At 40.7% G+C, this 25,227-nt stretch carries 22 protein-coding genes; 10 read left to right on the top strand and 12 right to left on the bottom strand.

All coding sequences use genetic code 11. The features are described 5' to 3' along the window. Nucleotides 1–27 precede the first annotated feature (27 nt). Entirely contained in the window at nt 28–633 is a 606-nt protein-coding gene (locus CRI9333_RS22495; RefSeq protein WP_015205461.1) for a thylakoid membrane photosystem I accumulation factor, read from the top strand. 200 nt (nt 634–833) lie between these two features. Further along, nucleotides 834–1,442, top strand: coding sequence for a hypothetical protein (locus tag CRI9333_RS22490; protein ID WP_015205460.1), 609 nt, complete (start codon nt 834–836; stop codon nt 1,440–1,442). Between the two features lie 105 nt (nt 1,443–1,547). Here CRI9333_RS22490 and CRI9333_RS22485 read toward each other — a convergent pair whose 3' ends face one another. After that, on the bottom strand, nt 1,548–2,855 hold the full coding sequence (locus tag CRI9333_RS22485; protein WP_015205459.1) for a glycosyltransferase: 1,308 nt from the start codon (nt 2,853–2,855) through the stop codon (nt 1,548–1,550). A gap of 320 nt (nt 2,856–3,175) precedes the next feature. Continuing rightward, on the bottom strand, nt 3,176–4,213 hold the full coding sequence (egtD, locus tag CRI9333_RS22480) for an L-histidine N(alpha)-methyltransferase (RefSeq protein ID WP_015205458.1): 1,038 nt from the start codon (nt 4,211–4,213) through the stop codon (nt 3,176–3,178). Nucleotides 4,214–4,463: 250 nt separating this feature from the next. On the opposite strand from egtD, the gene CRI9333_RS22475 reads away from it, so the two are divergent. Continuing rightward, nucleotides 4,464–5,093, top strand: coding sequence for a hypothetical protein (locus CRI9333_RS22475; RefSeq protein ID WP_015205457.1), 630 nt, complete (start codon nt 4,464–4,466; stop codon nt 5,091–5,093). On the opposite strand, the gene egtB is transcribed toward CRI9333_RS22475, so the two are convergent. After that, entirely contained in the window at nt 5,090–6,364 is a 1,275-nt protein-coding gene (gene egtB / locus CRI9333_RS22470) for an ergothioneine biosynthesis protein EgtB (protein WP_015205456.1), read from the bottom strand. The genes CRI9333_RS22475 and egtB overlap by 4 nt on opposite strands. 197 nt (nt 6,365–6,561) lie before the next feature. Beyond that, entirely contained in the window at nt 6,562–7,359 is a 798-nt protein-coding gene (egtC, locus tag CRI9333_RS22465) for an ergothioneine biosynthesis protein EgtC (protein WP_015205455.1), read from the bottom strand. Between the two features lie 237 nt (nt 7,360–7,596). Here egtC and CRI9333_RS22460 point away from each other — a divergent pair, with 237 nt between their 5' ends. From CRI9333_RS22460 to CRI9333_RS22440, 6 genes are all read left to right on the top strand, one after another. Continuing rightward, nucleotides 7,597–8,058: a Spy/CpxP family protein refolding chaperone gene (locus CRI9333_RS22460; protein ID WP_015205454.1), complete on the top strand. Its 462-nt coding sequence runs from the start codon at nt 7,597–7,599 to the stop codon at nt 8,056–8,058. A gap of 264 nt (nt 8,059–8,322) precedes the next feature. Then, the gene (locus CRI9333_RS22455; protein ID WP_015205453.1) at nt 8,323–9,846 is read left to right on the top strand and encodes an efflux RND transporter periplasmic adaptor subunit; all 1,524 of its coding nucleotides are present in this window, start codon (nt 8,323–8,325) and stop codon (nt 9,844–9,846) included. After that, complete coding sequence (locus CRI9333_RS22450; protein WP_015205452.1) at nt 9,833–13,102, top strand: efflux RND transporter permease subunit; 3,270 nt, start codon at nt 9,833–9,835, stop codon at nt 13,100–13,102. The genes CRI9333_RS22455 and CRI9333_RS22450 overlap by 14 nt, the downstream gene beginning before the upstream one ends. A gap of 11 nt (nt 13,103–13,113) precedes the next feature. Next, a complete protein-coding gene (locus CRI9333_RS27030; protein ID WP_157462376.1) occupies nt 13,114–13,251 on the top strand; it encodes a hypothetical protein in 138 nt (45 codons plus the stop codon). A 138-nt stretch (nt 13,252–13,389) separates the two neighbouring features. Next, a complete protein-coding gene (locus CRI9333_RS22445) occupies nt 13,390–14,577 on the top strand; it encodes a hypothetical protein (protein WP_015205451.1) in 1,188 nt (395 codons plus the stop codon). Then, nucleotides 14,574–15,761: a DNA cytosine methyltransferase gene (locus CRI9333_RS22440; protein WP_015205450.1), complete on the top strand. Its 1,188-nt coding sequence runs from the start codon at nt 14,574–14,576 to the stop codon at nt 15,759–15,761. Before CRI9333_RS22445 ends, CRI9333_RS22440 begins: the two co-directional genes overlap by 4 nt. A 67-nt stretch (nt 15,762–15,828) precedes the next feature. Here the strand turns inward: CRI9333_RS22440 and CRI9333_RS22435 are convergent, their stop codons facing one another. The 3 genes from CRI9333_RS22435 to CRI9333_RS27025 form a co-directional block, all read right to left on the bottom strand. Then, entirely contained in the window at nt 15,829–17,310 is a 1,482-nt protein-coding gene (locus CRI9333_RS22435) for an ATP-binding protein (RefSeq protein ID WP_015205449.1), read from the bottom strand. Further along, the gene (locus CRI9333_RS22430; protein ID WP_015205448.1) at nt 17,311–17,988 is read right to left on the bottom strand and encodes a response regulator transcription factor; all 678 of its coding nucleotides are present in this window, start codon (nt 17,986–17,988) and stop codon (nt 17,311–17,313) included. It lies immediately after the preceding gene. 134 nt (nt 17,989–18,122) lie between these two features. Beyond that, nucleotides 18,123–18,287 carry a hypothetical protein gene (locus CRI9333_RS27025; protein ID WP_157462375.1) on the bottom strand — a complete coding sequence of 55 codons (165 nt, stop codon included), beginning with the start codon at nt 18,285–18,287 and terminating at the stop codon, nt 18,123–18,125. Here CRI9333_RS27025 and CRI9333_RS22425 point away from each other — a divergent pair. After that, complete coding sequence (locus tag CRI9333_RS22425; RefSeq protein WP_015205447.1) at nt 18,286–18,735, top strand: hypothetical protein; 450 nt, start codon at nt 18,286–18,288, stop codon at nt 18,733–18,735. The two genes, CRI9333_RS27025 and CRI9333_RS22425, sit on opposite strands and share 2 nt — an antisense overlap. Nucleotides 18,736–18,912: 177 nt before the next feature. On the opposite strand, the gene CRI9333_RS22420 is transcribed toward CRI9333_RS22425, so the two are convergent. From CRI9333_RS22420 to CRI9333_RS25255, 5 genes are all read right to left on the bottom strand, one after another. Beyond that, the gene (locus CRI9333_RS22420) at nt 18,913–21,306 is read right to left on the bottom strand and encodes a caspase family protein (protein ID WP_051035473.1); all 2,394 of its coding nucleotides are present in this window, start codon (nt 21,304–21,306) and stop codon (nt 18,913–18,915) included. Nucleotides 21,307–21,552: 246 nt separating this feature from the next. Next, complete coding sequence (gor, locus tag CRI9333_RS22415; RefSeq protein WP_015205445.1) at nt 21,553–22,953, bottom strand: glutathione-disulfide reductase; 1,401 nt, start codon at nt 22,951–22,953, stop codon at nt 21,553–21,555. 79 nt (nt 22,954–23,032) lie between these two features. After that, nucleotides 23,033–23,761: an ATP synthase F0 subunit B gene (locus CRI9333_RS22410; protein ID WP_015205444.1), complete on the bottom strand. Its 729-nt coding sequence runs from the start codon at nt 23,759–23,761 to the stop codon at nt 23,033–23,035. Next, complete coding sequence (gene coaD, locus CRI9333_RS25970; protein ID WP_015205443.1) at nt 23,647–24,222, bottom strand: pantetheine-phosphate adenylyltransferase; 576 nt, start codon at nt 24,220–24,222, stop codon at nt 23,647–23,649. The genes CRI9333_RS22410 and coaD overlap by 115 nt, the downstream gene beginning before the upstream one ends. A gap of 35 nt (nt 24,223–24,257) precedes the next feature. Further along, nucleotides 24,258–25,133 (bottom strand): ImmA/IrrE family metallo-endopeptidase, encoded by an 876-nt coding sequence (locus tag CRI9333_RS25255; RefSeq protein ID WP_015205442.1) that lies wholly within the window; start codon nt 25,131–25,133, stop codon nt 24,258–24,260. Nucleotides 25,134–25,227: the final 94 nt, after the last annotated feature.

Below are 25,227 nucleotides of genomic sequence, written 5' to 3'. Positions count from 1 at the left end.
TACATAACAGTTCCATTGCATTTTTGTATGATTTTTTCTGGGTTACGCCAATTGACTTCTGTTAATCATCGCCATTCATTGCGACGTATTGTGTCCGGTTGGGTTCTGACATTAATCGCAACATTAAGCTGCGTGTTGTTTCTAGGAATGCCGTCAGCACTAGCTGGTATTAACGACGATAATTTTGATGGCAATATTTATGCCCTCTATGGTGGTAATGGTTCCCTAGTACCAGCAAAAGATACAATAGTAAGTGCTTTACAACGAAGTAAACCCGCGTTGTTAGTTTTCTTTCTTGATGACAGCAGGGATTCTAAGCAATTTGCAACGGTTGTCTCCACTTTGCAAGCTTATTATGGTCGGGCAGCAAGTTTTATACCTGTGAATGTGGATGCTATTCCAATTAAATCTACCTACACACCCCAAGAACCTGGATATTATTACCAGGGTGTTGTACCACAAACAGTGTTACTCGATCAAAATGGTAAAGTTGTCCTGAATGAAAAGGGCAGAATACCTTTTGAGAAGGTAGACGATGTTTTCCGCGAAGTATTTAATTTAGTGCCAAACACTGAGTCAAAGCAGTTAAAGCAAAAAGCCTTTAATGAGTTTAATACAGAGTTAGCACGTTAATCTTGAGGGCAGGACATCAACCTGCCCTTTTTGATTTTTGGTAAGATCCCCCTAAATCCCCCTTAAAAAGGGGGACTTTGACTGTAATTCCCCCCCTTGTTAAGGGGGATAGGGGGGATCAAAGAGTTTGAAAACACGCCCTAGCTTCTACAATATTAAGACGTTAGACTGTCTATTAAGTCAAACCCGATGGTGTTCTCATGCCAAAGGTATACAGCACAGAGGAACTGATCAAAATATTGGCTGATGAACGTCAAGCTTGTCTCAATGGCAAGCGCATGACTATTGCTGCTACTGCTTCTGGCAACCCTTTAATTGACAAGTTCATTAAATCGGATGGGGTGCAAAAGTTTACAGCTTATCAAGATTTTAAAGCGGCTGTGCATCGCTATCAAAGGGAAAACCAAGTCTCAGGTATTGTCTGGCGACATCTCACTGTTAAAGATCATACGCTTTCTTATCCCCAAGTACACGATCAGTTAATTGCTTTACTAAGTGATGTAGAAATCCTTAAGGCAGCTAAGGCAGAAGTATTGAGTTTTTGGGATGAAGTAACGACGGGGATGGATTTATACTTGAGTGTTAATAATGAGAAAGAGCATCGCATAATTGAAGTTAGTGATGTTGATGCGATCGCACAACGCACACAATGGGCTAATCTCTGGAAAGTAGAAAACTCAGATTTCCTAGAAATTATTTTGCAATTAGGATGGGGAAATCCAGAAGAAGCTGCTTACAAACGCGGCTGGCCCATGTCTGGTAGCGAGTATATTCATGCGGTAAATCCTGGCAAAAGACCCATTTGTTAATATATAGCAGTCAGCTATCAGCTTTAGTTACTTAACACTTAGAGCCTATCTTTCCCGATAGATAATCACTCTTAAATATCTGCGTTTATCTGCGTTTATCTGCGGTTAAATACTCTTGAAAGTACTTTTAGGATAGGCTCTTAATGGTAGTGATGTTGCAGGGTTGGAATTGATAGCTTGCTCCACAATATCAGCAGCGCGTTTTACTCCTCCTGATTGCGCGATCGCATTCTTGATTTTCAAAGCATTCTTGGAGTAAGATTCCTCTGTTAGTACCTTCTTGATCGCTCGTCGTAATCGTGGAATAGTTAATTTTTTTAAAGGTATTACTTCCCCAGTTTTTGTCCACCGAATACGCGCACCCGTTCCTGGCTGTTCAAAAGTAATCGGAATCGCAACTAAAGGTACTCCATAACTCAAAGAATCAAGTACTGTATTAAGTCCCCCGTGAGTAATTGTTAAACTAGCTTTAGATAAAACTTCCAGTTGTGGCGCATACTCAACAACCAGTGGAGAACCAGGCAGCTTTTGCACTGCTTCTGCACTCATTCCACCTCCATGAGTAATCACCAATTGCACATCTAAATCGGCACAAGCGGCTGCAATTTTATGAAAAATATCATCTTTTGTATTCTGTATACTTCCCAAAGAAGCATAGATTAAAGGTTGTCCTGTTAACCTTTCAAAAGGAAACGAAACCGCACGCGGGGAAGCATTGCGAAATGGCGCTATGTAGTGGAAATGAGCGGGTAAATTTGGGCAGGGAAAATCAAAAGCAGCAGGCTGTTGACTAATATGGGCAAGTTTAGAGTAAGAAGCATATATTTCAGGGTAATCCGATAAATTCCACTTACGGCGATACTGATTAATAACTTGCAAAATTGATTCACAACTGCGGTCTAATATGTAATAAAAAGCTTGATTGCCTAGACGCGCCCACCAAGTCTTTTTGTAACTCCAACCAGTAAAGAAGGGAGGAACGTCTACTCTTCGGTGAATTACTTGACCAGATGATACACAAATAAAAGGGATTTTGAGAAATTCCGCGACCGTTTCGCCTACAGGTTCAAGTTGATCTACTAATAGTGCTTCAATCCCTAAAAATTTAATTGCATTAGGTGCATCTTTACAGATTATTTCTGTTATCAGTTTGCAAAAGTTGACAGAATAATTTAAGGCTTCTATTCCACTTAATTGAGTTAGCTGTTGGAGTGTTTTAGCCAGTTCGCCCCTTTTATAAATAGACATTCCAAGGGGATAAAAGTCTAGACCTTCGGAACGTACTTTAGATTCTACATCAGGAATTTGTAGAAAGGTGATTTTATGACCGCGCGATCGCAGTTCTCTCCCTAATGCGGCTAACGGATTTATATGACCAGAATAAGGCGGGCAAATTATACCAAAGTGTGTCATAATTTCTAACAGGTATTTTAAAAATGATTTGATTTTAATTCAGTGCTATAACTGCAAACGCTTAATTATAATATTTTTTCTTAAAATTAGTTTAATATTAAATAATCCGTTTTATCCAGAATGCTTAATTTTTTATCAATATAATTTAATAAATAACTGCTGTTGATTCATTTAGACTTCTAACCCAAGAAAGGTTTTTATTTTAACTTGATATGTATCTATAAATACATACTCACATTGAATCTGAGATCAGATCAGGCATGACTTTGCTATACTGAATAGCCGCAACTGTGCTATTCAGTAACAAAGGTTGATTATAGTTATTGCAATTGACACAACAACAAGCCAAACCATTGATTAGCATCAGTCCATGCTTTCAAAGGTTTTAAACCTCGTGTCTGTAGTTCCTGCTGTATAGTCTTGAGATTAAATTTGCGAGATATTTCAGTTAAAATTGTTTCACCATCTTCAAAAGCAATCGTTAAATTTAATGCTTGTAACTGCACAGTTTGTGCTTTTAAACTCCGTAAGTGCATCTCAACTTGATGCTGAGACTCATTATAAAAAGCTTGATGTTCAAATTGGTTGCTGTCAAAATTCCCCTGAAAGCGTTGATTAAGGTGTTGCAGCATATTGAGATTAAATGCAGCAGTTACTCCCTGGCTATCGTTATATGCAGCTTCTAATATATGTTTTGGTTTTTGCAGATCAATTCCTAGTAAAAAGTATTCTCCTGGTTCCATAGCAGCAGTAATTTTTGATAAGAAATCATCGCATTCTTCAGGTTGTAGATTACCTAAAGTGCTACCGATAAAGCAAATCATTCTGCTAGGTAATTGTGTCGGAGTGAGGCGCTGTAATGCTAGTTCGTAAGTGCTGACTAAACCGTGAACTTGTAGCGATGGATATTTAACCAGTAAATCTTTGGCACTGCTTTCTAAAATTCCACCACTGACATCAACTGGTATATAATACAATGGGTATCCCAATTGATTATAAGCATCTAGTAAGATGCGAGTTTTAGTAGAACTACCACTTCCTAATTCTACCAGTTCACAATGCCCCGTTAAATTAGCAATTTCGTGAGCATATTGTTGTAAAATTGCTGTTTCTGTACGGGTTAAGTAATATTCTGGTAATTCACAAATTTGCTCAAATAATAAAGAACCTTGATCGTCATAGAAATATTTTGCTGGTATAGTTTTAGGGGTTTGATTTAGTCCTTGAATTACATCGTTACCAGTCGCAGAGGCTATTTCTGAAGACTGATTTGGGTTAACTAAATACTCTACTTGCAAGCGTTGAGCTATTGTAGATTGAGTAGCGGACTTACCGCTTGCAGCCTGAGAAAGTGACATTAAACCTCCATTAATACATAGCTATACATTGATTATTTATCTCAAAGTCAAGGAAGATGCGATACGTTGCTTCGCAACACGCTGCGCGATCGCTCACTATAAAAGCTGTATCTTAACTTTTAGCCAGTAAAACACAGAGCTATCCTATTAAAAATCAAGCCTGAGCTAGATATTTTATCCTCAAGCTGGTTTTTAGCGAATAAATGGTGCAGTATGCTCGATATAATATATCGGATATATAGGTTTACTTGTGAGAAAAAATCCTCAATTCTTCTTTGCAGTTACAAATTACAGCTTTTATTATTGGCTGACAATTAATTTAATAGTTGGCTTGATGCTGCCAGGGAAATCTTTGGCTTGCGCCTGTTGTGCTGAAGTAGGTCAATGGTATGAACGCTCTAGTAGTATTAATAACTATGAATTGTCACAAGTTCAAAGTTTAAAATTTTCTCCAGTAGCACAATTATATTTGACTGTACCTGGTTTTGATGTAATTAAGGGATTATCTTCAAACTCCCAAAAATATACTCTATCACAATCAAAAAATCAGCGTCTTTGGAATTTAAAGTTTAAAGATGAGTTAGGAAAAATAGGAAATTTAACCTTTAAAATCCCGACAAAAGCCACATTTTTTGCTACGGATGCAGCTACTCGTTCTCCGAGAGACAGCAACAATGAGCCGATGCTTTACAAAGAAATGCGTATGGAAGGGCAAGTGTCAGGGAATGGCATTTTTGCTAAAGGTATGAGCAATGACACCAAATTTCGCTTAGTCGTACAAGGAAAAGGCAATGAATGTATGGAGAGTAAGGATTTTGCAACTTGGAACTTACAAATATTTGGTTCCCGTGCCTCCTATTCTTTTTATGGAAAATTTTAACTACTAGCGCAGCGAAAACCAGCTAAAATCTCGCGCACATGGGGATGATACCAGTTGCGGAAGCTAGCGCGTAAACCCCAAGGAGAAGTCGCCCAGCTACCTCCTCTTAAAACTCGGTGCTGTCCATCAAAATAAACCTGAGAATAACCTATGTAAGGATAGCTAATAAAACCTGCATAGCCGTCAAACCAGGATGATGTCCACTCCCAGACATTCCCTAAAGTATCGTATAAACCATAAAAGCTTTGTGCAGTTTGGTAAGCGTTAACTGGTGTTGTTTGTCCAACTATATTGTTGTGATTACATAAAGAATCATCTGGTGTAGCTTCACCCCAAGGGTAAGTACGACGACATCCCAGGGTTGCATCCCAACTAACAGCTTTTTCCCATTCTGCTTCTGTTGGTAATCTTTTACCAGCAAACTGTGCATAAGCTTCTGCTTCGTACCAGCTAACGCCACAAACGGGATGATAATCTAAGTTGCGATCGCTTGTCCAATATCGCGGTTGGTTGAGAGAATTTTTTTGTAACCATTCCCAACCACTATCTGACCACAAGTTTTGGTTGTGATAACCACCTGCTTCTATGAAAGTGCGATATTGTCCGCAAGTAACAGGGTAGCGGTCAATACAGTATGTATCTAAGTAAACTCGGTGAACTAATCTTTCATTATCTAATGCTTCGATAGAGTCGTTCCCCATTTCAAATTTACCTGCGGGGATTTGAACCATCTCGTCAGTAGGTGGGGTGTTGGGGATAATGACTTGTGGAGATGGCGATCGCTCTGCTAAATTAATCTTAATACCCTGCAATTGCAGTACAAAAGTAATAGTTTCAGTATGTTGGCTTTCATGCTGAATTAGCCAACGCCAAAGACGTTCTTGCTGTTCTAAATCAGCAGTTTCTAAATATTGGAAAACTTGCTTTCTAACTGTATCTAAATAGTGTTTAGTTTCTTCTAAGGTTGGTAAATTGCCACGCTGCTTTTTTGGCAACCCATCCGCAGCAAATAAGCGACGGTATTGGGGAAATAAAGGCGGTAATTGAGCGAATTTCTCTAACAACCACAAAGACTCTATAAAAGCAATATGCCCTAAGTGCCAACCTACGGGACTAAAATCTGGATGAGCCTGACAACAAAATGTCTCGTAGTCAATGCCTTGAAACAGCTTAAGCGTAGTACTACGGCAAAGTTCCATCTCTTGTTTAATTTCTTGCCTTCTATCATCCAAATTAGATAGAGATAAACATTCAGAGATAAAGTTGTTCATTAGACTTCTTGCGCTTGTAAATTTTTTGATAATTTACCACAGATGAACACAGATAAACACAGATGTTATACTGATTGATAGCAAGAAGTCTATGGATTTATATCTTTCATCCAAATCAGATATAGATAAATACTCAGAGTTAGAGTAGTTGATTGATAATTGTTAATTGTTAATTGTTAATTGTTAATTGTTAATTGTTAATTGTTAATTGTTAATTGTTCATTGATATCAAGATCTTCTCCAAAACTGATAATACTATTTTCAGGAAAGCTAATCCAATTACTTGCAAACAAGGGTTCAGAAGCGACAATTACGGCTTCTGGAAATGTTGGGTCATCTCGTAGCCAGTACAATGATGGAACTGGCACATTATGGGCGAAGCGACTGCACACCAGACGATGCCCATCACTAACGATAATATTTGCAGAAAAGCTCACCTGATGTAAACTAGCTAACTCTTTGAGAATTTCTAATGTGTTATACAAGGCTTTTTCCAGGGTGATATCTGAATGTGTCATCAACTGATTAATCAGTAAAGCGAATATATTTTCAGAATCAGTAATGCCCTCAATTGCCTGATAAGCTTCATCGTTAAGGAGAGAGCGTATTGGTCTATACAGTGTCTTCCTAAAGTTTTTGATCGCCCCGTTGTGAGTTAATAATAAATCTTTATAACGAAAAGGTTGGCAGTTACTTAAATCAACGGCTTGTCCACCCGTTGCACTACGCACATTAGCTAGTACACAACCTGACTCAACATAACGGCTGAGGCTTGGTAGGTTAATATCACTCCAGATTGGTAGTGTATTTTTGTAGGTAAATGGTTCAGTATCTCGTTGTGCATGATACCAACCGATGCCAAAACCATCAGCGTTGACTACACCTGATGTCATCTCACGGGGTTGATAGCTTTGTACAATTAAAGAGTGTTCTGGCTTAGAGACTAAGTAATCCAGCAGTAGTGGTGATCCAAGATAGCCTAATATACGACACATTTATAAGTGCGATCGCTCCAATTCGTTCTTAATAAATCTTAACGTGCCGCTATTTTGTTGGTAAGCAGGTGGATAGTTGTCTAAATTCTGGTAAACCCAGTCTGGCTTTGTCTTTGACTAGCACTAGCTGAAAAAATTACAAAATTGTAATGAAAACAGAGGGGAAACTGTAATTTTCATTGCGCTTAATAAAAGCATGATATCTACGAACTCTCAACACTAAGGATTTTGATCGTCATGGCTATTAATCGACTGTTAGTACTCGCTGCTGTACCTTTTGTAATGGGTGGTTTCAGTTTTGCTGTTTCAGATAAAGCGGTAGCTGATCAATCTACCCTAGTAGCACAAAATGCACCACAACCCGCCAGACAAAACAAAGGATGGGGAAAGAAATTTGAACAACTCGGTTTGAGTGCTGAACAAAAGACAAAAATTCAGCAAATTAAACAGTCTACTCGTCAGCAAATGAGTAGTATATTCACCGCAGAGCAGAAGCAACAAATGCAAACTGCTAGGCAACAAAAGCAACGTCCTAATTTGAATCTAACTGAAGACCAAAAAACCAGACTCAAAGCGTTGCGGCAATCTTCCAAGACCCAGATAGAAGCTGTTCTAACTGATGCCCAAAAGCAAAAGCTTCAGGAATTGAAACAGCAATGGCAGCAAAATCGTCAAAATCGTCAGAAACCCACAACCTAAATAGGGCTTTCTATGGCTAATTGCCACGCTCTACATTTCTAAGTTGATGCCACTCATTTGTAGCGGCGGTTGGCATCATTGAGCCAACCGCCGCCTACGCTTTTAGATACTACCTAAAATTCCGAACTAATAATGCTCTTGTAAGTTGGTAAGATTAGCCAGATGCAGACAGCCCGAACTTGATCAACCTATTACTAGATAGATTAAGTTGAGTAACGCTTCATAATAATTAAAATTAAGCTTCCCAGAGTAGGAGCGCCAATTGTGCTAGTGAAAACAAACTCTCAGCCAGAGGTTGCTAAAACTCAAACCTCCCAACGTTTAGTAGATTATCCACTTTTACCCCAGATCAGATCTGTGCAGGTGATAGGGATGCTAGTGCTATTAAGCGGCTTACCGTTACTGACAAGTTGTGGAATTATGCCCAACGAACAAGCGGAGGCGCAATCAAGAAGACCTGGTGCTGAGAGAGGTAAAGGTCCGACTGCGGTTGATGTGGCGATCGCACGTACAGGTTCTTTGCGTAAAGATACAGAATATACTGGCACAACCGTACCTTGGCAAGAAGTGTCAGTGCGATCGCAAGTTGAAGGTAAACTGCTGAGACTTAATGTCGGTCTAGGCAGTTATGTATCGCGGGGTCAGCTAGTGGCTCAACTTGATGATACGATTTTGCTAACTAACGTCACCCAAGCAGAAGCAGAATTAGCTTCTCGCGTTTCAGAAGTAGCCCGCGCCCGTAGTCAAGTTAATAGCGCCCGTACTCAGATAGAACAAGCACGCCTAGAACAGCAACAAGCACAAAATGACGCACTACGCTACCAAAAACTTCTAAGTGCAGGAGCTATCCCGAAGCAACAAGCCGAAATAGCACAGACCGCAGCCGGAACCGCAGCACAGGCGCTCCGTTCTACTATCCAACAAGTTAGCACTGAACAACAAGCAGTAGCGGCGGCTGAGAGTCGAGTACTCGCCCAACGTGCTGCTGTAGCTCAAGCGCGGGAACGTTTATCTTATGCGTTGCTAAGTTCCCCCATTACTGGCGTTGTCTTGCAACAACTAATCCAAACAGGCAATTTAGTACAACCTGGAACTGAAATTCTGAAACTCGGTGATTTCAGCCGCGTGAAAGTTGTGGTTCAAATCTCTGAATTAGAATTATCAAAAATCCGCGTTGGGCAGTATGTACAAGTGCGGTTAGATGCTTTTCCTAAAGAAGAATTACAGGGACAAATTGCTCTAATTTCCCCCGCAGCAGATCCGGTATCTCGTTTGGTTCCAGTAGAAATTACGATTCCAAATAGTAACGGTCGCATTGGAAGTGGGTTGTTTGCGAGAGTAATGTTTTCTCAGCCTACTGGTGAAAAGTTGGTTGTACCTCAATCGGCACTAGAAGTAAATAGGCAGAGGGGCGGTGGTGCAGGTAGGCAGAGAGCAGGAGCGCAAGGCGCAGGCGGGCAAGGCGCAGGGGGAGCAGGGAGCAGGGAGCAGGGAGCAGGAGCGCAGGGAGCAGGAGCGCAAGGAGCAGGGGCTACCAGAGGCGCAGAGACTGAGGGTGAGGGTACAGTATTTGTGGTAACGGGTTCAGGGCAAGAAGGGAAAGTAGCAGCACGACCTGTAAAAATAGGCGATCGCGCTAATAATCAAGTTGAAATTATATCGGGATTAAAGCCAGGAGAGCGATTTGTCTCTCGTAGCAGCAAACCTATAAAAAATGGTGAAGAAGTTCGTATAAGTATTATCTCAGAAGGTATTAAACCAGCAGGGAACAGAAATGCACAACCATGAGACGACCGGATTTAGTATCAGTGCAATCTCTATCCGCCAACACATCGGTACACTGATGCTGACCTTGGCAGTTATTGTGGTGGGCATCTTTTACCTGTCACAACTGCAAGTCGATCTTTTACCATCAATTACTTACCCTCGAATTGGGGTGCGGCTAAATGCGCCTGGAGTATCACCAGAGGTAGCTATTGAAGAAATTACCAAGCCCCTAGAAGAAGCTCTTTCTGCGACAGAGGGAGTGGAACAGGTTTTCTCCCAAACCCGTGAAGGTCAAGTCAGCGTAGACTTGTTCTTCAAACCAGGGGGTAATATTGACCAAGCGTTAAACGATGCTACGGCTTCCTTTAACCGCGCTCAGGGAAACTTCCCAGATGTAGTCGAACAGCCTCGCGTCTTCAAAGTAGATCCTTCCCAGTTACCAATATATGAATTAGCACTAACATCTCCGTCCTTGGAATCTGTAGATTTGCGCGTCTTTGCAGAGGAAGAACTAGCACGAGAACTAGGTGTTGTTTCAGGAGTAGCATCAGTAGATGTTTCTGGTGGAGTTAGTGAAGAGATACGGGTTAACCTCGACTTGCAACGCTTACAAGCTTTGGGAGTTGGATTAAGAGATGTGTTAGATGCGCTTTCTGAGCGTAACCAAGACATTTCTGGCGGTCGGCTTCAAGAAGGCAATGGTCAGCCGCTAACACGGGCGGTGGGAAAATTTAGAGACGCTAGTGAAATCCAAAACTTGTCTTTTGAGGTGAGAAGCGGTTCATCCTCGTCAACAGGTGAGACTTCTGGAGGATCGAACAGCTTTCAACAGCGTGTTTCCCTGCGAGACTTTGCTGAGGTGATTGATGGTAATGAAGAACAACGGGTATTTGTTTCTCTCAACGGACAACCAGCAGTTAAACTCAGTGTCCAAAAGCAACCTGATGCCAACAGCATCTTAGTGGTAGAAGAGGTAGAAAAACGTCTAGCAGAATTGAAAACTGCTGGCATTATTCCAGAAGATATGTTACTTATCCCGACATTGGATGAGTCTCGCTTTATTAAAAACTCTATTTCTAATGTCACCAGTTCTGGAGTGATAGGAACATTATTAGCTGCGATCGCAGTTCTGTTATTTCTAGGTTCCCTGCGCCAAACTTTAATCATCGTCATCGCCATTCCTTTAGCAACTTTAGCAGCGATTATCTTGATGGGAATATTTGGCTTATCCCTCAACGTTTTCAGCTTAGGTGGTTTAGCCCTGGGCGTGGGTATTGTAGTTGATAACTCAATCGTCATGCTAGAAACCATTGCTGAAGGTGTGGGCATGACACCTGGTAAAACTACAGGCATCCGCTTAACTCCCAAGCAAGTCATCGATCGCTCTGTAAGTAGCAGTCGGGAAGTAGAATCAGCCTTGGTTGCCTCTACTAGCACTAACTTAGTAGCTGTTTTACCATTCCTTTTAATTGGTGGCTTTTTCGCTTTGCTGTTTGGTGAGTTAATTCTCACAATTAGCTTTGCAGTTGCTGCTTCAATTGTTGTAGCTGTAACTGTTGTACCGATGCTCACCTCGCGTTTATTGGCAATTCCTTGGTCGAGTAATTTAGGTAGATTTTGGCTACTAAGACAATTTAATCAGCGATTTGAAGATGCTACGCGGGGTTATGGGGCAGTTTTGAGCCGAGTCTTGAAGTGGCGGTGGCTAATAGTAGCAATGACATTCTTAATTTTAGGTGGTGGTGGTATATATTTAGGAAATCAAATTCCCCAGGAAATCCTACCTAGAATTAATACTGGACAAGCTAACTTAAATGCTCAGTTTCCTCCTGGTACACCTCTGGAAACTAACCAAAGAGTGATGGCAATTGTTGATGATATTCTCCTCAAACAGCCGGAAACTGAGTATGTTTTTTCTACTGCTGGTGGGTCTTTATTTGGCACTAGCACGAATGCTAACCCGTCGCGTGGTTCTGCGACTATTACCCTAAAACCAGGAACCGATGTTCCAGCTTACGCGGATAGAGTAAGTAAAGAATTTGATAAGCTGAATTTGGCAGGAATCCGCTTGCGAGTGTCTCCAGGTCAGGTACGGGGCATTATCTTGAGTAATTCGCCAGTACGTGGAGCAGATGTTGACTTGATGCTCCAAGGAACCGACGAGCGGCGGCTACAGCAAGCAGGAAGGCAGGTAATTCAAGCACTTGATGAAAAAGCAACCCTGGTGCAGTTTCGACCTGATGCTGACGAGCGACAACCAGAAGTGCAGATTCGTCCTGATTGGCAACGTTTATCTGATTTAGGATTGACGATTTCAGATATTGGCGCTACTCTTCAGACGGCGATCGAAGGTTCTGTGCCTACTCAGTTGCAAAGAGGCGATCGCTTGGTAGATGTGCGGGTACAGTTGAATCAAGAGGCTTTGCAAGAAGCTTCGCAATTAGAGCAGTTACCTTTATTTATTACTAATAACCGCTTTGTGCGCCTCGGCGATGTCGCCACACTTGCAGAAGGTCAAGCGCCGGGACAAATTCAGCGCATTAACCAGCGTCAAGTTTTCATCATTGCAGGTAGTTTGAGTGAGGGTGCAAGTTTGAGCAATGCACTGGCACAAGTAGATGAAGTGCTGAAAAGTGTAGATTTACCAGACGGAGTAAGGGTGCTACCTAGCTCTGCTGCACAGACAAATCAGGAGTTACAAAGTTCTCTAGTACTTTTAGGAAGTTTAGCGGCTTTCTTAGTATTTGTGGTGATGGCGGTACAATACAACTCCCTGATTGACCCTTTGGTAATTATGTTTACTGTACCGTTAGCACTTGCAGGGGGGATTTTGGGGCTTTATGTTACCCAAACAGCTATTGGTGCAACGGTGTTAGTGGGTGCAGTCCTGCTAGTGGGGATTGTAGTTAACAATGCCATTATCATGGTGGAACTAGCTAACCAACTGCGGGAAAAAGAAGACCTAGATTACTACACGGCAATTTTAAAAGCTGCTCCTCTGCGCCTCCGTCCGGTGATGATGACAACTATCACGACTGTTTTGGGGATGTTCCCACTAGCACTAGGAATTGGGGAAGGTGCGGAGTTTTTACAACCTTTGGGTGTGGTGGTATTTTCTGGGCTATCTCTAGCTACAGTGCTAACTTTGTTTATTATCCCCTGCTTGTATGTGATGCTGCACAATTTCCGCCCTTGGTCTGGGTTGAAGTTGTTGCGGAGGGGCAAACGCGATCGCATCATAAAAGTTGCTCGTCAACCAGTTGGTGCTGGGAAATAAGCAGATCAAATTTGTTAAAAATTCATCTAGTGGAGGCGATCGCACTTTTAGACAATACTTTGTGCGATCGCTCAAATTTAATTCAACAAAGCCTCATAGTCATCGTGAGAGCCAATCCGGTTGCGTTGGAATTATATATTTTTTTTTAACGCAAAGGTCGCAAAGGTAAGCGCAAAGGATCGCAAAGGTAAAAGAATTAAAATTTTCAATCATTCTTAATTAACTGGAAACGATATGATATTTTGTGGGATAGTTAAATTTATTAGTTTTTATAGCAATTTTTATAAATGTCTTACGAATCAATAGATGAGATGCAAAAAGTTCTAGCAGAAGATGTGTTTAAACACACAACTGATCGTAAAAAGGCTGCTGGTCGTGCTTTGGGTACTTTAGTTGAATTAATTACTTATTATCTTATTCGAGAATGGAACTTATCCCGTTATTTAACTATTGAGTGGCGCTTACCTGAATTTGGTAATAGTGAAATAACTCATAATGTTGAATTCGCTTTACATCCTCTTATCCATTCTGGAGTGCATACACTTAAATTATCAAGATTACCACTAACTAGCCCCAAAATAAATAATATACCAGAAATAAAAGAACTTTTAAATGATTTTACACCAATTTCTTCTACTCAAATATTAACCAGTAATAACTTACAAAGGAATCGAGCTTTAATTGGTAGGAATCATGCGAATGGAAATCTAGCAATTATTGACCTTTTAGATTTTTCAACGTTTGAAGACTTCGATACTATAAACTCTCTTTATAATTTTAAGGCAGAGTTAGAGCTTTCAGTGATAACACCTAACCCGTTTGCCCTATTTGAATGTAAGCGAGTTGGTGTTGAAGAAGGTGCTAAAAAGGGACCTACCACAATCGAAAAAGCCAAGCAAGGTGCTTATGTAGCTAAACACGTTTCATGTCTCCAAAAAATTAGATCTGCTGATGGTAAGCTTTTTGGTATACTACCTACTCCTAATGGTGGATTTGAATACGAGCTTTATGACGTAGCTCTTGATAAAATGATTTATGAAGCTACACCGGAGCGTTTAAAAAACTTTATCCTTACAATCGGGATAGTAAGTAATCATGGTAATTGGTTTACATCTGATAATCCGAACAAAGAGCTATTAGTACTGAAACAATCTTATGATTGGCTGTTATTTTTAACAGATCATGGCTTAACTAAGTTTATTAAAGATTTAATTTTAAACCCTATCGCTCAAAATAATGCCGTCCGTCAAGCATTTTTAGCAAGTTATGATAGTCCTAGAGGTTCTGGAAGTAGAAATCAGCTTACTAAAGTAAAATTACTTCGTGATGCCCATTTAATTATTAGTAGTTATTTGTCAAGTAACTTAGATGAAATAGAAAATGAGTGGTTTAACGTAATAGCTCCTCCTAAAAAAGATATTCATCATTTAAAAGAGCATTTAAGTTTATTAACACAAAAAAAATTACCCTTATGACATTAACATATATTGATTTTTTTAGTGGGGCGGGGGGCTGGTCATGTGGATTTAAAATGGCTGGGTTAAAACATATTGGTGCATACGACTTTAATGAATCAGCTTGTAGAACAGCAAAATATAATATTAGTGAAAATGTTAAGTGTGTAGATTTAAATACTTTTGATGTTAGAACTATTTTAGATGGCAATGTGGATATTGTAGTAGGTAGTCCACCTTGTCAAGGTTTTAGTAATGAAGGATATAAAAATGAGAAAGATCCTAGAAATAGTTTAGTTTGGAAGTTTTTTGACTTTATAGAGATTTTAACACCTAAAGTTTGGATATTTGAGAATGTACCTGGTTTTAAAACCTCATACAAAGGTATTTATTTTAAACAATTACAGCAACGTTTAGAGTTAATGCCTGCTTATCAATGGAATTATTTTATACTAAATTCCAGTGATTATGGTGTGCCACAGAAGAGATCTAGATTTTTTGCTATAGGAGCAAAAAAATTCCAACCACAACGACCTGAAGCGACACATTCAAAATTAGGTGAAGTATTGGGAACTGACAAAGCAATTTCACTATGGGAGTCAATATCAGATCTTCCAAAAATAGGTATTGGTGAAAAAAAAGGTATATTTGAATATGATAAACCTGCTGAATGTGAATATCAAAAGTGGGCTAGATTAGGTTCTAATATCATAAAAAATCATACTTCACAAAACCATAGTCAAAGAGTTTTAGAAAAAATTAAATCAGTACCTATGGGAAGTGGGATGGAAGTTTTTGTTAATAAATACCAGGAAAATAAAGTTGTTTATTGCGGTGGATATAGACGAGCGGTTAAAGATGAACCTTCTTATACAGCTTATTGGACTAGAGGAATGACATCAATACATCCTGAAGAACATAGATTTTTATCACCTCGTGAATGTGCGCGTATACAATCATTTCCCGATTCATTTATCTTTCAGGGTACTACAATAGAAAACTATACTCAAATTTGTAATGCTGTCCCACCCTTAGTTGCACGCTCGTTTGCTCGTTCTTTACTTAAAGTATTAAAAGGAATTGACATTCCAGCAATTCCTTGGAATTCTACAAAAACGGTTGAAAATAATGATAAAAATATATTACTGAAAAGTAATGAGGTTTTAGAGAAACCAAATTATTTACAACTAAAATTACCTGTATAAAATGTCTTAACTAAGTCCTGTAGGGTGCGTTACGCTTCGCTAACGCACCCTACCCACTGACAATAATCTACGTCGATCGCAAGGTGAGGGTAAATGCTGTTTGACCAGGTATAGTTTGACCAAGCTTGAGATCGCCACCATGCGATCGCGCAATTTCCCGTGCCAAACTAAGTCCTAACCCTGTTCCTTCAATTTTGTGTGTTGATGTTGGTGCTACGCGATGGAAGCGGTCAAAAATGCGATCGCGTTCATTAACTGGAATATCTTTGGAACAGTTAGTGATGGTGACAGATACATTTGTTCCCTGACGGTAAGCTTGAATTTTTATCCAACCGTTGGGAAGATTATATTTAATCGCATTGCTAATTAAATTTTGCAAAACTTGGACAAGTAAATCGCGATCGCCCTTAACTAATAATTTTGGTGCAATATCCGTTTGCACGTCTAACTCTGGAGCAAGCATTTCTATATCTTCCGTCATCTCAATTAATAGATGAGACAGATTTACCTCAATTAGATGCAAACTCATTTGTCCCGCATCCGCTAAGGAAAGTAACAAAAGTTTCCGCACAATTGCACTGAGACGATGAACTTCATCTAGCAGACTTCCCAAACTTTGTTGCACCTCCGATCCCGATTCAGCTTGTTGCATGGCTCTTTCTAGTTCGCCTTGCAAAATTGTTAGAGGTGTTTTAAGTTCGTGAGCAGCATCTCCACTGAAACGGGAAGCTTGTTTAAAATTGCGTTCCAAGCGTTCTAACATTTGGTTAAATACTTGAATCAGTTCAACAAATTCAATATCTGTTGCCCCAATTTCAACCCGTTGTTCTAACCCTTTGACTGTCACCTGGCGAATTGCAGTAGTTAATCGCTCGATAGGAGATAAAGCCGTACCAGAAAGCCACCATGCACCGCCAGCAATTAAAATAAGTACGATTGGTAGCGAAATTAGAAAGATACTGCCGATACCTACCATCTCTTGATCGATCGCTTGTAGACTAACTGCGATCGCTACTCGATGACGAGGAGAGTTAATTGCACCAACCCGCCAAGTGTCTCCTGAAGCACGTTTGGTTGCTAATCGAATATTTGGCGGTGGTATATTCGGCAGACGCTCAGGTTCAAATCCCTGTCCTGCTGAAGGTTCTTGCTCTGTTTCTGATAATCTTCCTTCATCGTTAGGTGGCAACGGATATGATCCCTGGGCGCGTGAAGACCACAGATTATTTACTTTAAGATCAGTTGCCCAGCTTTGAGATTGATAAATTGTATTGCCATTTTTGTCAATCACCAGTATACCAATAGGAGTTTGTGCCTGTATTTGTAATCCACGGGGTAATCTAGTTTCATAAAACTCCCAGCGATTTTGATTTTCTCCTCGTGGACGGGCTGTCCGCATTAACTGAATTTTTAATGCCCCATCAAGCCTACTAACCTTGGCGTTATAAATTAGCCACCAAGAAATTACCCCAAATCCTACGAGGGCGCTACCCGCTAAAATAGCAGAAACTAAGGCAATACGAATACGGAAAGAACGTAGTTTTAACACTTAAGACTCTGGTTTGCGAAAACGATATCCCACGCCGCGCACACTTTCAATCCAACTTGCACCTCCGATAGGTTCTAGCTTCTTGCGAATCCTTTGAATACAGACATCAACCACATTAGTATTAGGATTGAAATCGTAGCCCCAGACGTGTTCTAATATTTGGGTGCGGGTAAAAACTCGTCCGAGCGATCGCATCAAATATTCCATTAGATTGAACTCACGGCTGGTAAGTTCTACAGCTTGCTGATTGCAAGTTACTTCTCGTGTGATGCAGTCTAGTTTGATTGGTCCCACACTAAGTATATTTTGGTGTTCGCCGGAAGTCCGACGCACCACAGCATGAATACGGGCAACTAACTCTTCAACAAAAAACGGCTTGGCGATGTAATCGTCTGCCCCCAAGTTTAAACCTTCTAAGCGATCGTCCAATTCATTACGAGCAGTTAGCAAAATCACTGGTACATTACGCCTTGCCTGTCGCAGGCTCTTCAGGATAGATAACCCATCTTTTCCAGGCAACATGATATCCAGAACAATTGCATCATAGTCATTGTCTATAGCGCGGTTATAGCCATCTAAACCATCGCCACAGTAATCAACAATAAATCCATGTTCCTTCAGTCCAGTGTGGACAAAGTGAGCAATCTTTGCTTCGTCTTCAACGTACAAAATATTCATATACTTACCTGAACTTTTATTTTACTCGCATTACCTACATATCAAAATTACAAAACTGTAATTAAAACATTAGGTAATTTGTAATTTTCATCATGCTTAATAAAAACATGACGTAAGCGTTCAGCTATCAGCTATTAGCCGTCAGCTAGAAATAGCAATGCTTTGTTTATAGCGCATGGTCTATAGGCGAGACTAGCAGCCAAGATGACCGCACTAAGTGCTGATAGCTGACGGCTGACTGCTGAATGCTTACAAAATGACATCCACACACTCTCAATACTAAGGATTTTGATCATCATGGCTATTAAAAAACTTTTCGTACTCGCTGCTGTACCTTTTGTAATGGGTGGTTTCGGTTTTGCTGTTTCCAAGCAGGCAGTAGCAGAGCAGCCTACCTTTTTAGCACAGGATTCAGCACAACCTAACGTGCAACGCAAAGGACGGGGAGATAAATTTGCTCAACTCGGTTTGAGTGCTGAACAACAAACAAGAATTCAGCAAATTAAACAGTCTTCTCGGACTCAAATGGATACTGTTTTAACAGCAGAACAAAAGCAACAACTGCAAGCAGCTAAACAACAAAGACAGCGCCCCAATCTTAATCTAACTGAAGCTCAAAAAGCTAGAATGAAAGCGATTAAGGAGTCTTCCAAAACCCAAATAGACGCAGTTTTGACGGCTGAACAAAAGCAAAAACTTCAAGAATTAAAACAGCAGTGGCAGCAAAACCGCCAGAATCGGAACTAGCCGTCAACAAGTACAATCTTAACTAGCTAGAACTGACGAACTCATATCATGTTCGTTTGATTGCACATAATGTAGAGACGCGAAATTTCGCGTCTCTACTCAGCAATTCCGAAGCTATAACAATTGTTTAAAATACCTCCTCTGTGCAACTAGCAGGGGAGGTATTTTACGTGACTTTTAACTCACTTGATATACAAAACTGAGGGTAGCCCAAGCCTGAACATCTAAGGCATAGCTATCAGACGAAGTGCTACTGGTTTCAGCAGCTAATGATACTATTTCTTGGCGCTGAACTAATGCACTAGCTTGATGTAAATCTTGTAAGATGGCAATGGTTACATCCAAAGGATTAACTAATTTTTCAATTCGCTCTTCTGTATTAATAATTGCAGCTTCTAAGGCTGCTTTAGCCTGAGGAAAAGGAGCAATACTACAAATTAAGAAGGTTTCTGTTAATCCAGTAGCCTCGTGAATCAGCCATTCAAAAGAGCTTGTAGATTGAGGGATACTGAGGGTTTGTCCTGCTGGAATGAAAGTATCTTTGAGTAATGATAAGGCGATCGCATTACTGCTACTATCTAAACCAACAAGCATAAAGTAAAGTGTGCGATCGCTATAGTTATGTACGCGGTAACAGATACGGCTACCATTTGCCACTGTCACCATACCTAGTGTTGAAGAGTCTATAATATTAGTTTGATGATTTACTCCCGCCTGTTGCTTACTAATACCAGCACGTATAGTTGAACGTTCAATCAGTACTTTTGCTTCGGGAGCAAGCATTTCTAAACTTGCTGCTACTCCCAAACGAGAAGATCCTTCATTAACAGTTAATCGCCATAACTTAGCAGCTAATAAAGTTTTCAACTTTGGTTTTAATCTATTCACCGCAGCCTTAACTGTCTCACTAGCTACCCCTAATGTATTAGGAACCGTTGTATTAGCTAGAGAAAACAATCCATATTTAGCTTCTGAAGTAGGAACAATTAAAGATGTAGATGCGCTTTCATTATTAGCATTTGCCAAGTTTGAATTATCACGAATAATTGCTTCTTCCACCTGCTGTGTGCTATCTGTCGATGCTACTTTACTAAATATATAATCAGCAGGTTGTTCGCCTGCCTTAATAACTGAGGTGACAGATTTAAGATTTCCAAACGCACTCGTAGCATCTACCCGCTCTATCCGCTCTAAACTAGCATCTATAGCTACGGTTAAACCTAAATTTCGCGGTAAAACTCGCAGAGATTCTTGTACTAATTGCCCTATTTGTAGCTGACGATCTGAGATATCTAAACTAATCAACCGCGCTTTGGCGGTTAGTGCTTCACGCCCCCGAATTTGGAGTTGTAACGGTTTAGTAATGCCTGTTGCTGAGGTGCTATCAGCAGGAATATCAACATTATCTTCAGAACTTACAACAGAAAATACAGAATTTACTCCATAATTAGCCAAAACTTTGAGCGGTAGTCCTCCTAACCATAACTGTGCGATTTTGCCGCTATCTTCAACAGCAATTACAACTCCATCCGCACCGATATTTTCAGGAATGAGATTATAAGCAAGTAAATAATCTTCTTGACTTTTGCTACCATTTATTTGAGGTTGTTGCTGTTTACCTACCAGTTGATTAATTGCTTCGGTTGCACGACTCAGACTAACTTTAATTGTTGTCTGTGGTGTCGCTTGCCAAAGATATTGAGTAAGGGCAGAGGTAAATAAACCAGCACTAAATTCACCCCACGTAACTTCCATAGCAGGTTGATTAGCTGATGAAGCATTCAACAGTATTCCAGGCATTTGATTAAAGTTGAGTTGCCCTTCTAACTGTTGCCTTGTAGTGTTCAGACGCAGTAATAATTGTGATTGAAAATCAAGTTCCTCTGTAGGTTGTTGAGAATATACAGCAGGATGAGTGCGAATGCGTAAGTTGCCTTGAAGGGGACTATCAGGAAGAGTGTAGCTGGTATCGAGTACAGTAGTTACTTGGTCAGTTGTAAGCGATCGCAACAACAAAAACAAGGTTTCTTCTAGTAGATAATTTCCCTGCGTCGGCTGCATCCCATCCACTGCTACTAGGGCATTTTGGATTTGGGATTTTAGAGTAGAAATTAAGGGTTCACCCGATTGCACTTCAGAATTAAGATTAACGCGGCTACCATACCCACTGAAATGAAATAAAACTACATCATCAGGTTTTGCCTGATTACTAAGATGTTCTAAAAAAGCCGTTTCTATATTTTCTCTCGTGGCTTGCTGATCCGTTAATGTCAAGATATCACTGGCTTGGAAGCCAAAGCGATGAATTAGTAATTCCCGTTGTAGTTCTACATCTGTAACACAACCCTGTAAAGGTACTACATTTCGCGTTTCCCCACTGCGAGGATACTGATTAATCCCCACAAGCAATGCTAATTTGCGGGTAGTAGGTTCAGCCAAGGCTTGGTAATAGCGATCAAATAGAGGCTTCGCCAAGCTTTGTCCCATTACTGCTAGTGCTGCGTCACTTAATTCCAACGCCAACAAAGCTAACCCAGCTTGTTGCAGAAAAGTTCGCCTCTTCAGTCCCATGCTTTCACTTTTGCTCTGCATCGACGTTTTGACATCTGGCTATTTAATAATCCTACCTGAGTTACGAGCAAGCTCAGGTAGATAGCGATCAACAAAGGTATTTTAGGTTTGTTCCATAAAAGTGCGATCGCAGCAACATTAAGTAAAGATCCCCCTAAATCCCCCTTAAGAAGGGGGACTTTGATCGGATTCTCCCCCCTTTTTAAGGGGGGCTGGGGGGGATCTTAAATTATCCCAACAGGGTATTTATCGCATTGTCACAAACTCTTCGGCGCTAGAAGGATGAATTCCTACTGTCGCATCAAAGTCTTTCTTGGTTGCTTTCATTTTGACTGCGATCGCAACTCCTTGAATAATCTCTGCTGCATAGTCGCCAACCATGTGCGCCCCTACCACACGATCTGTAATTTTGTCAACTACCAACTTCATCAGCGTTCTTTCTTCCGCACCTGTCATCGCGTGATACATCGGACGAAAGCCAGAGCTATATACTTTAATCGCATCCTCGCCATATTGTGCCTTAGCTTCCGACTCGCTTAAACCCACTGTTGCTGCTTCCGGCTGAGAAAATATTGCCGAAGCGACATGATCGTGGCTGAAAGTCCGAGAGTTATTACCAAACTCAGTATCAGCAAAAGCGCGTCCCTCACCAATTGCCACAGGTGTTAAATTCACCCGATTAGTACAATCACCAACAGCAAAAATATTTGGTTGAGAGGTGCGGCTATATTCATCTACACCAATTGCACAGTTAACACTATATCCATGCAGCCTGGGTAAATCTTCGTTTTCGCAATTAATCACCTCAACACCAGCATTATCTAAACCTAATTTACCTAAATTAGGTACACGACCAATAGCTATTAAAACTGCATCTGCGGTGATAGTTGAATCTGTGTCTTTGCCTTTTTCAGAGGTAGTAATTCTTAAACTATCTGCCTCTTTTTCAACTTTGGTAATCACTGTATTAGGGATAATATTAATCCCGTGCTGGATCATACCATCACGAATCCCAGTGCGGATATCGTCATCGAATCCTTTTAAAAATAAATCACTCCTAATAATTTGGGTGACTTCTGAACCAAGTCCGCGCATGATGCCAGCGAATTCTACAGCAATATAGCCAGCGCCAACAATTACAATGTGCTTGGGTTGCTGTTTGAGGTGAAAAATTTCGCGGGAAGTGATGGTATATTCCATCCCTGGTAAATCTGGCTTAACTGCTTCTCCACCTACAGCAATCAAAATTTTATCAGCAGTGACTTTGCGCCCATCAACCTCTACTGTATGAGGATCTACCAAAGTAGCACGGCTTTTAATTAGGTCTACTCCAGCTTTTTCTAGTAATCCGATATGTATTTTGCTCAGGCGGTTAACTTCTTTATCAACAGCATCAATCAAATACTCCCAATCTAAGCTGCTTTCTACCGCACTCCAGCCGTAAGCTTTACCATCCTCAAATAAGTGGGCGAACTTTGAGGCGTATACCATTAATTTTTTGGGAACACAACCACGAATTACACAGGTTCCGCCTACTAGGTCGTTTTCTGCGATCGCTACTTTTGCCCCATAGCTTGCAGCCCGTTTAGAAGCTGCCAACCCTCCAGAACCCGCGCCAATCACAAACAAATCGTAATCATAACTCATGCTTTCTACTCCTGCTTATATAATTCCAAAATTAATAATTTACTTTTTATTCTGACTACTGTGTGCTTTTTTTGGCTGTTCAATTCTTGGGATTTTTAGATGTGCGAGATTGTGAGGAATTATTCGGCTCTTTATCCCGTATTGGCAATACCTCAGTATCATCGTGTAACTGCTGACGACCATTACGGATAATCATCAGCATATCGTTAAGCTGCTGCTCTATATTTTTTAGCACGCGATCGGCATACTGATCCGCTCCATTTTGGATCTCCTCAAACTCTGCCATTGCCAAGGAGCGCATTTGCTCAATGTCCTGCTGCGCTTGCTCGCGCATTTCTTCAATATCAGCAAGCGTTTGCTCTTGTAAAGCTGCACACTCCTCCTGTACTCTTTTGCGAATTTGCTTGGCTTCTAGTTCTGCGCGGGCAATAATTCCCAACTGATCTAAAATATATGCTGCGCGTTGTTCAGCCTCCTCTACGATTTCTTGAGCATACTGCTCCGCTTGCACCAGAATTTCTTCTTTATGGTAAACAATCGCTTCAGCCTCCCGAAACGAGCCTGGTAAATTGAGCCGGACAAGATCCAGTTGTTCTAGAAGTTCTTCCTCATCCACCAGCGTGCGCCCTGTAAAGGGGATGCGGGGACTATCTAAAACTATTTCTTCTATCCGATTAAGTTCCTGCTGGATGTTTATACTTCCTGTTGATGAACCGTCTCGCTCTGTAGATCCACTTTGGGTTGATTCAAATGGATTGCTGGGTTGTTCATGTTTTGGGTCGATTCGGGATAAGTCTGGGCGTAGCATCGGTAAATCTCTAAAGCAACGTGCTGAGGAACAAGATGATCGACTGATCCGCCAAATCTGGCAATCTCTTTCACTACGCTACTACTTAAGAAACTGAATTCGTTAGAAGTAGCCAAAAACACTGTCTCAATTTCATCTGATAGCGTTTTATTAGTGTGAGCCATCTGTAGTTCCTTTTCAAAGTCCGAAAGTACTCGCAGCCCGCGCAGCAATACTTTGGCTTTCCGTAGTTTCGCATAATCCACAGTTAAACCAGCAAAGCTATCAATTTCTACATTTGGCAGTCCAACGACCGATAAGCGGATTTGCTCGATGCGCTCTTGCACAGTAAATAAGGGAGATTTATTAGGATTACGCAGTACGGCGACAACTACTTGATCAAATAGCTGAGAACCTCGTTTTATAATATCGAGATGACCAAAGGTAATCGGATCGAAGCTTCCAGGATAAATTGCAATCACAATCAATTATCAGGTTTTTTTGTCAGTAGAATCGGCTAAATTTTTAACCAATGTAAGAGAGATATAACACAATTTTTATCTCCAATTTGCATTGGCATTGCTTCTATACGACAAAGTAAAGCTCCTTTTCCTAAATTAACATTTTCTATACCTTCTTGGAATTGTCCGGTCGCATAAGCTTGAGCAATGCAGGAGTCGGGAGGAATTGATTTATTTTTGGGAATAAAGCCACAACTCCAATTACTGGTGCAACTTCTCCACCAAACGCGCAATTTTTCTGCTGGTAAATCAGTAGAATTAGCAAGATTTTTAGCTTCTTGGCGTGTTAATGCGCTATGCCACATCACCAATGCACAAGCATCGGTACAACACTGAATCATCCGTACTAATGTAGCGAGGAGTGAAGTTTGATATAACTCTGCTAAGGTGCAACCTGTTTGTAGTGACATTCCCAAAGCTTGCAATTGAGGTAAAAAAGAAGATTTTGGCAGCAATAATTCTGCGGCTCCTTGATCGCAAAGTTGCTCTTTTCGCTGCTCATTCCAATTTAGTTTTACTTGTGTTTCTGTCAACAATCTTTCTTGAGCATCAAATAACAATTCCATTAATTCATGCCCTTCTGTAAAGCGTTGCCGCACGATGGGATCATCTTCTTTAATTAAAATGATTCCGGTATCACTATCTACTAAAATTCCTTGTTGGTCTATTAAAGGGGCGCGTAAGGGAGTTGGCATCCCAAAATGTCGGTAAATTATTGATAAATCAATGGGTGGTGAGTCGCTCAGTTTTGCTTCTTGGCGCAAAAATTTAACGTAGTGCAGTATACTTTCATCATTTTGGGGCAAGCCATAACGAGAGATAAATACTTGCCCAGGATGTCTGTATTGCTGAGGCTGACTCACCTGACTCATATAGTGGCAATTTATGGTTCATCGTTCATTGTTGCAGAAGTTGGGGGAGGGGGGAGGAGGGAGGAGAGACGAGAGAGGAGAGAGGAGGGAGGAG

The organism is Crinalium epipsammum PCC 9333, assembly GCF_000317495.1.
GTDB lineage: Bacteria > Cyanobacteriota > Cyanobacteriia > Cyanobacteriales > PCC-9333 > Crinalium > Crinalium epipsammum.
This window is presented reverse-complemented; position numbering and strand designations above follow the sequence as displayed.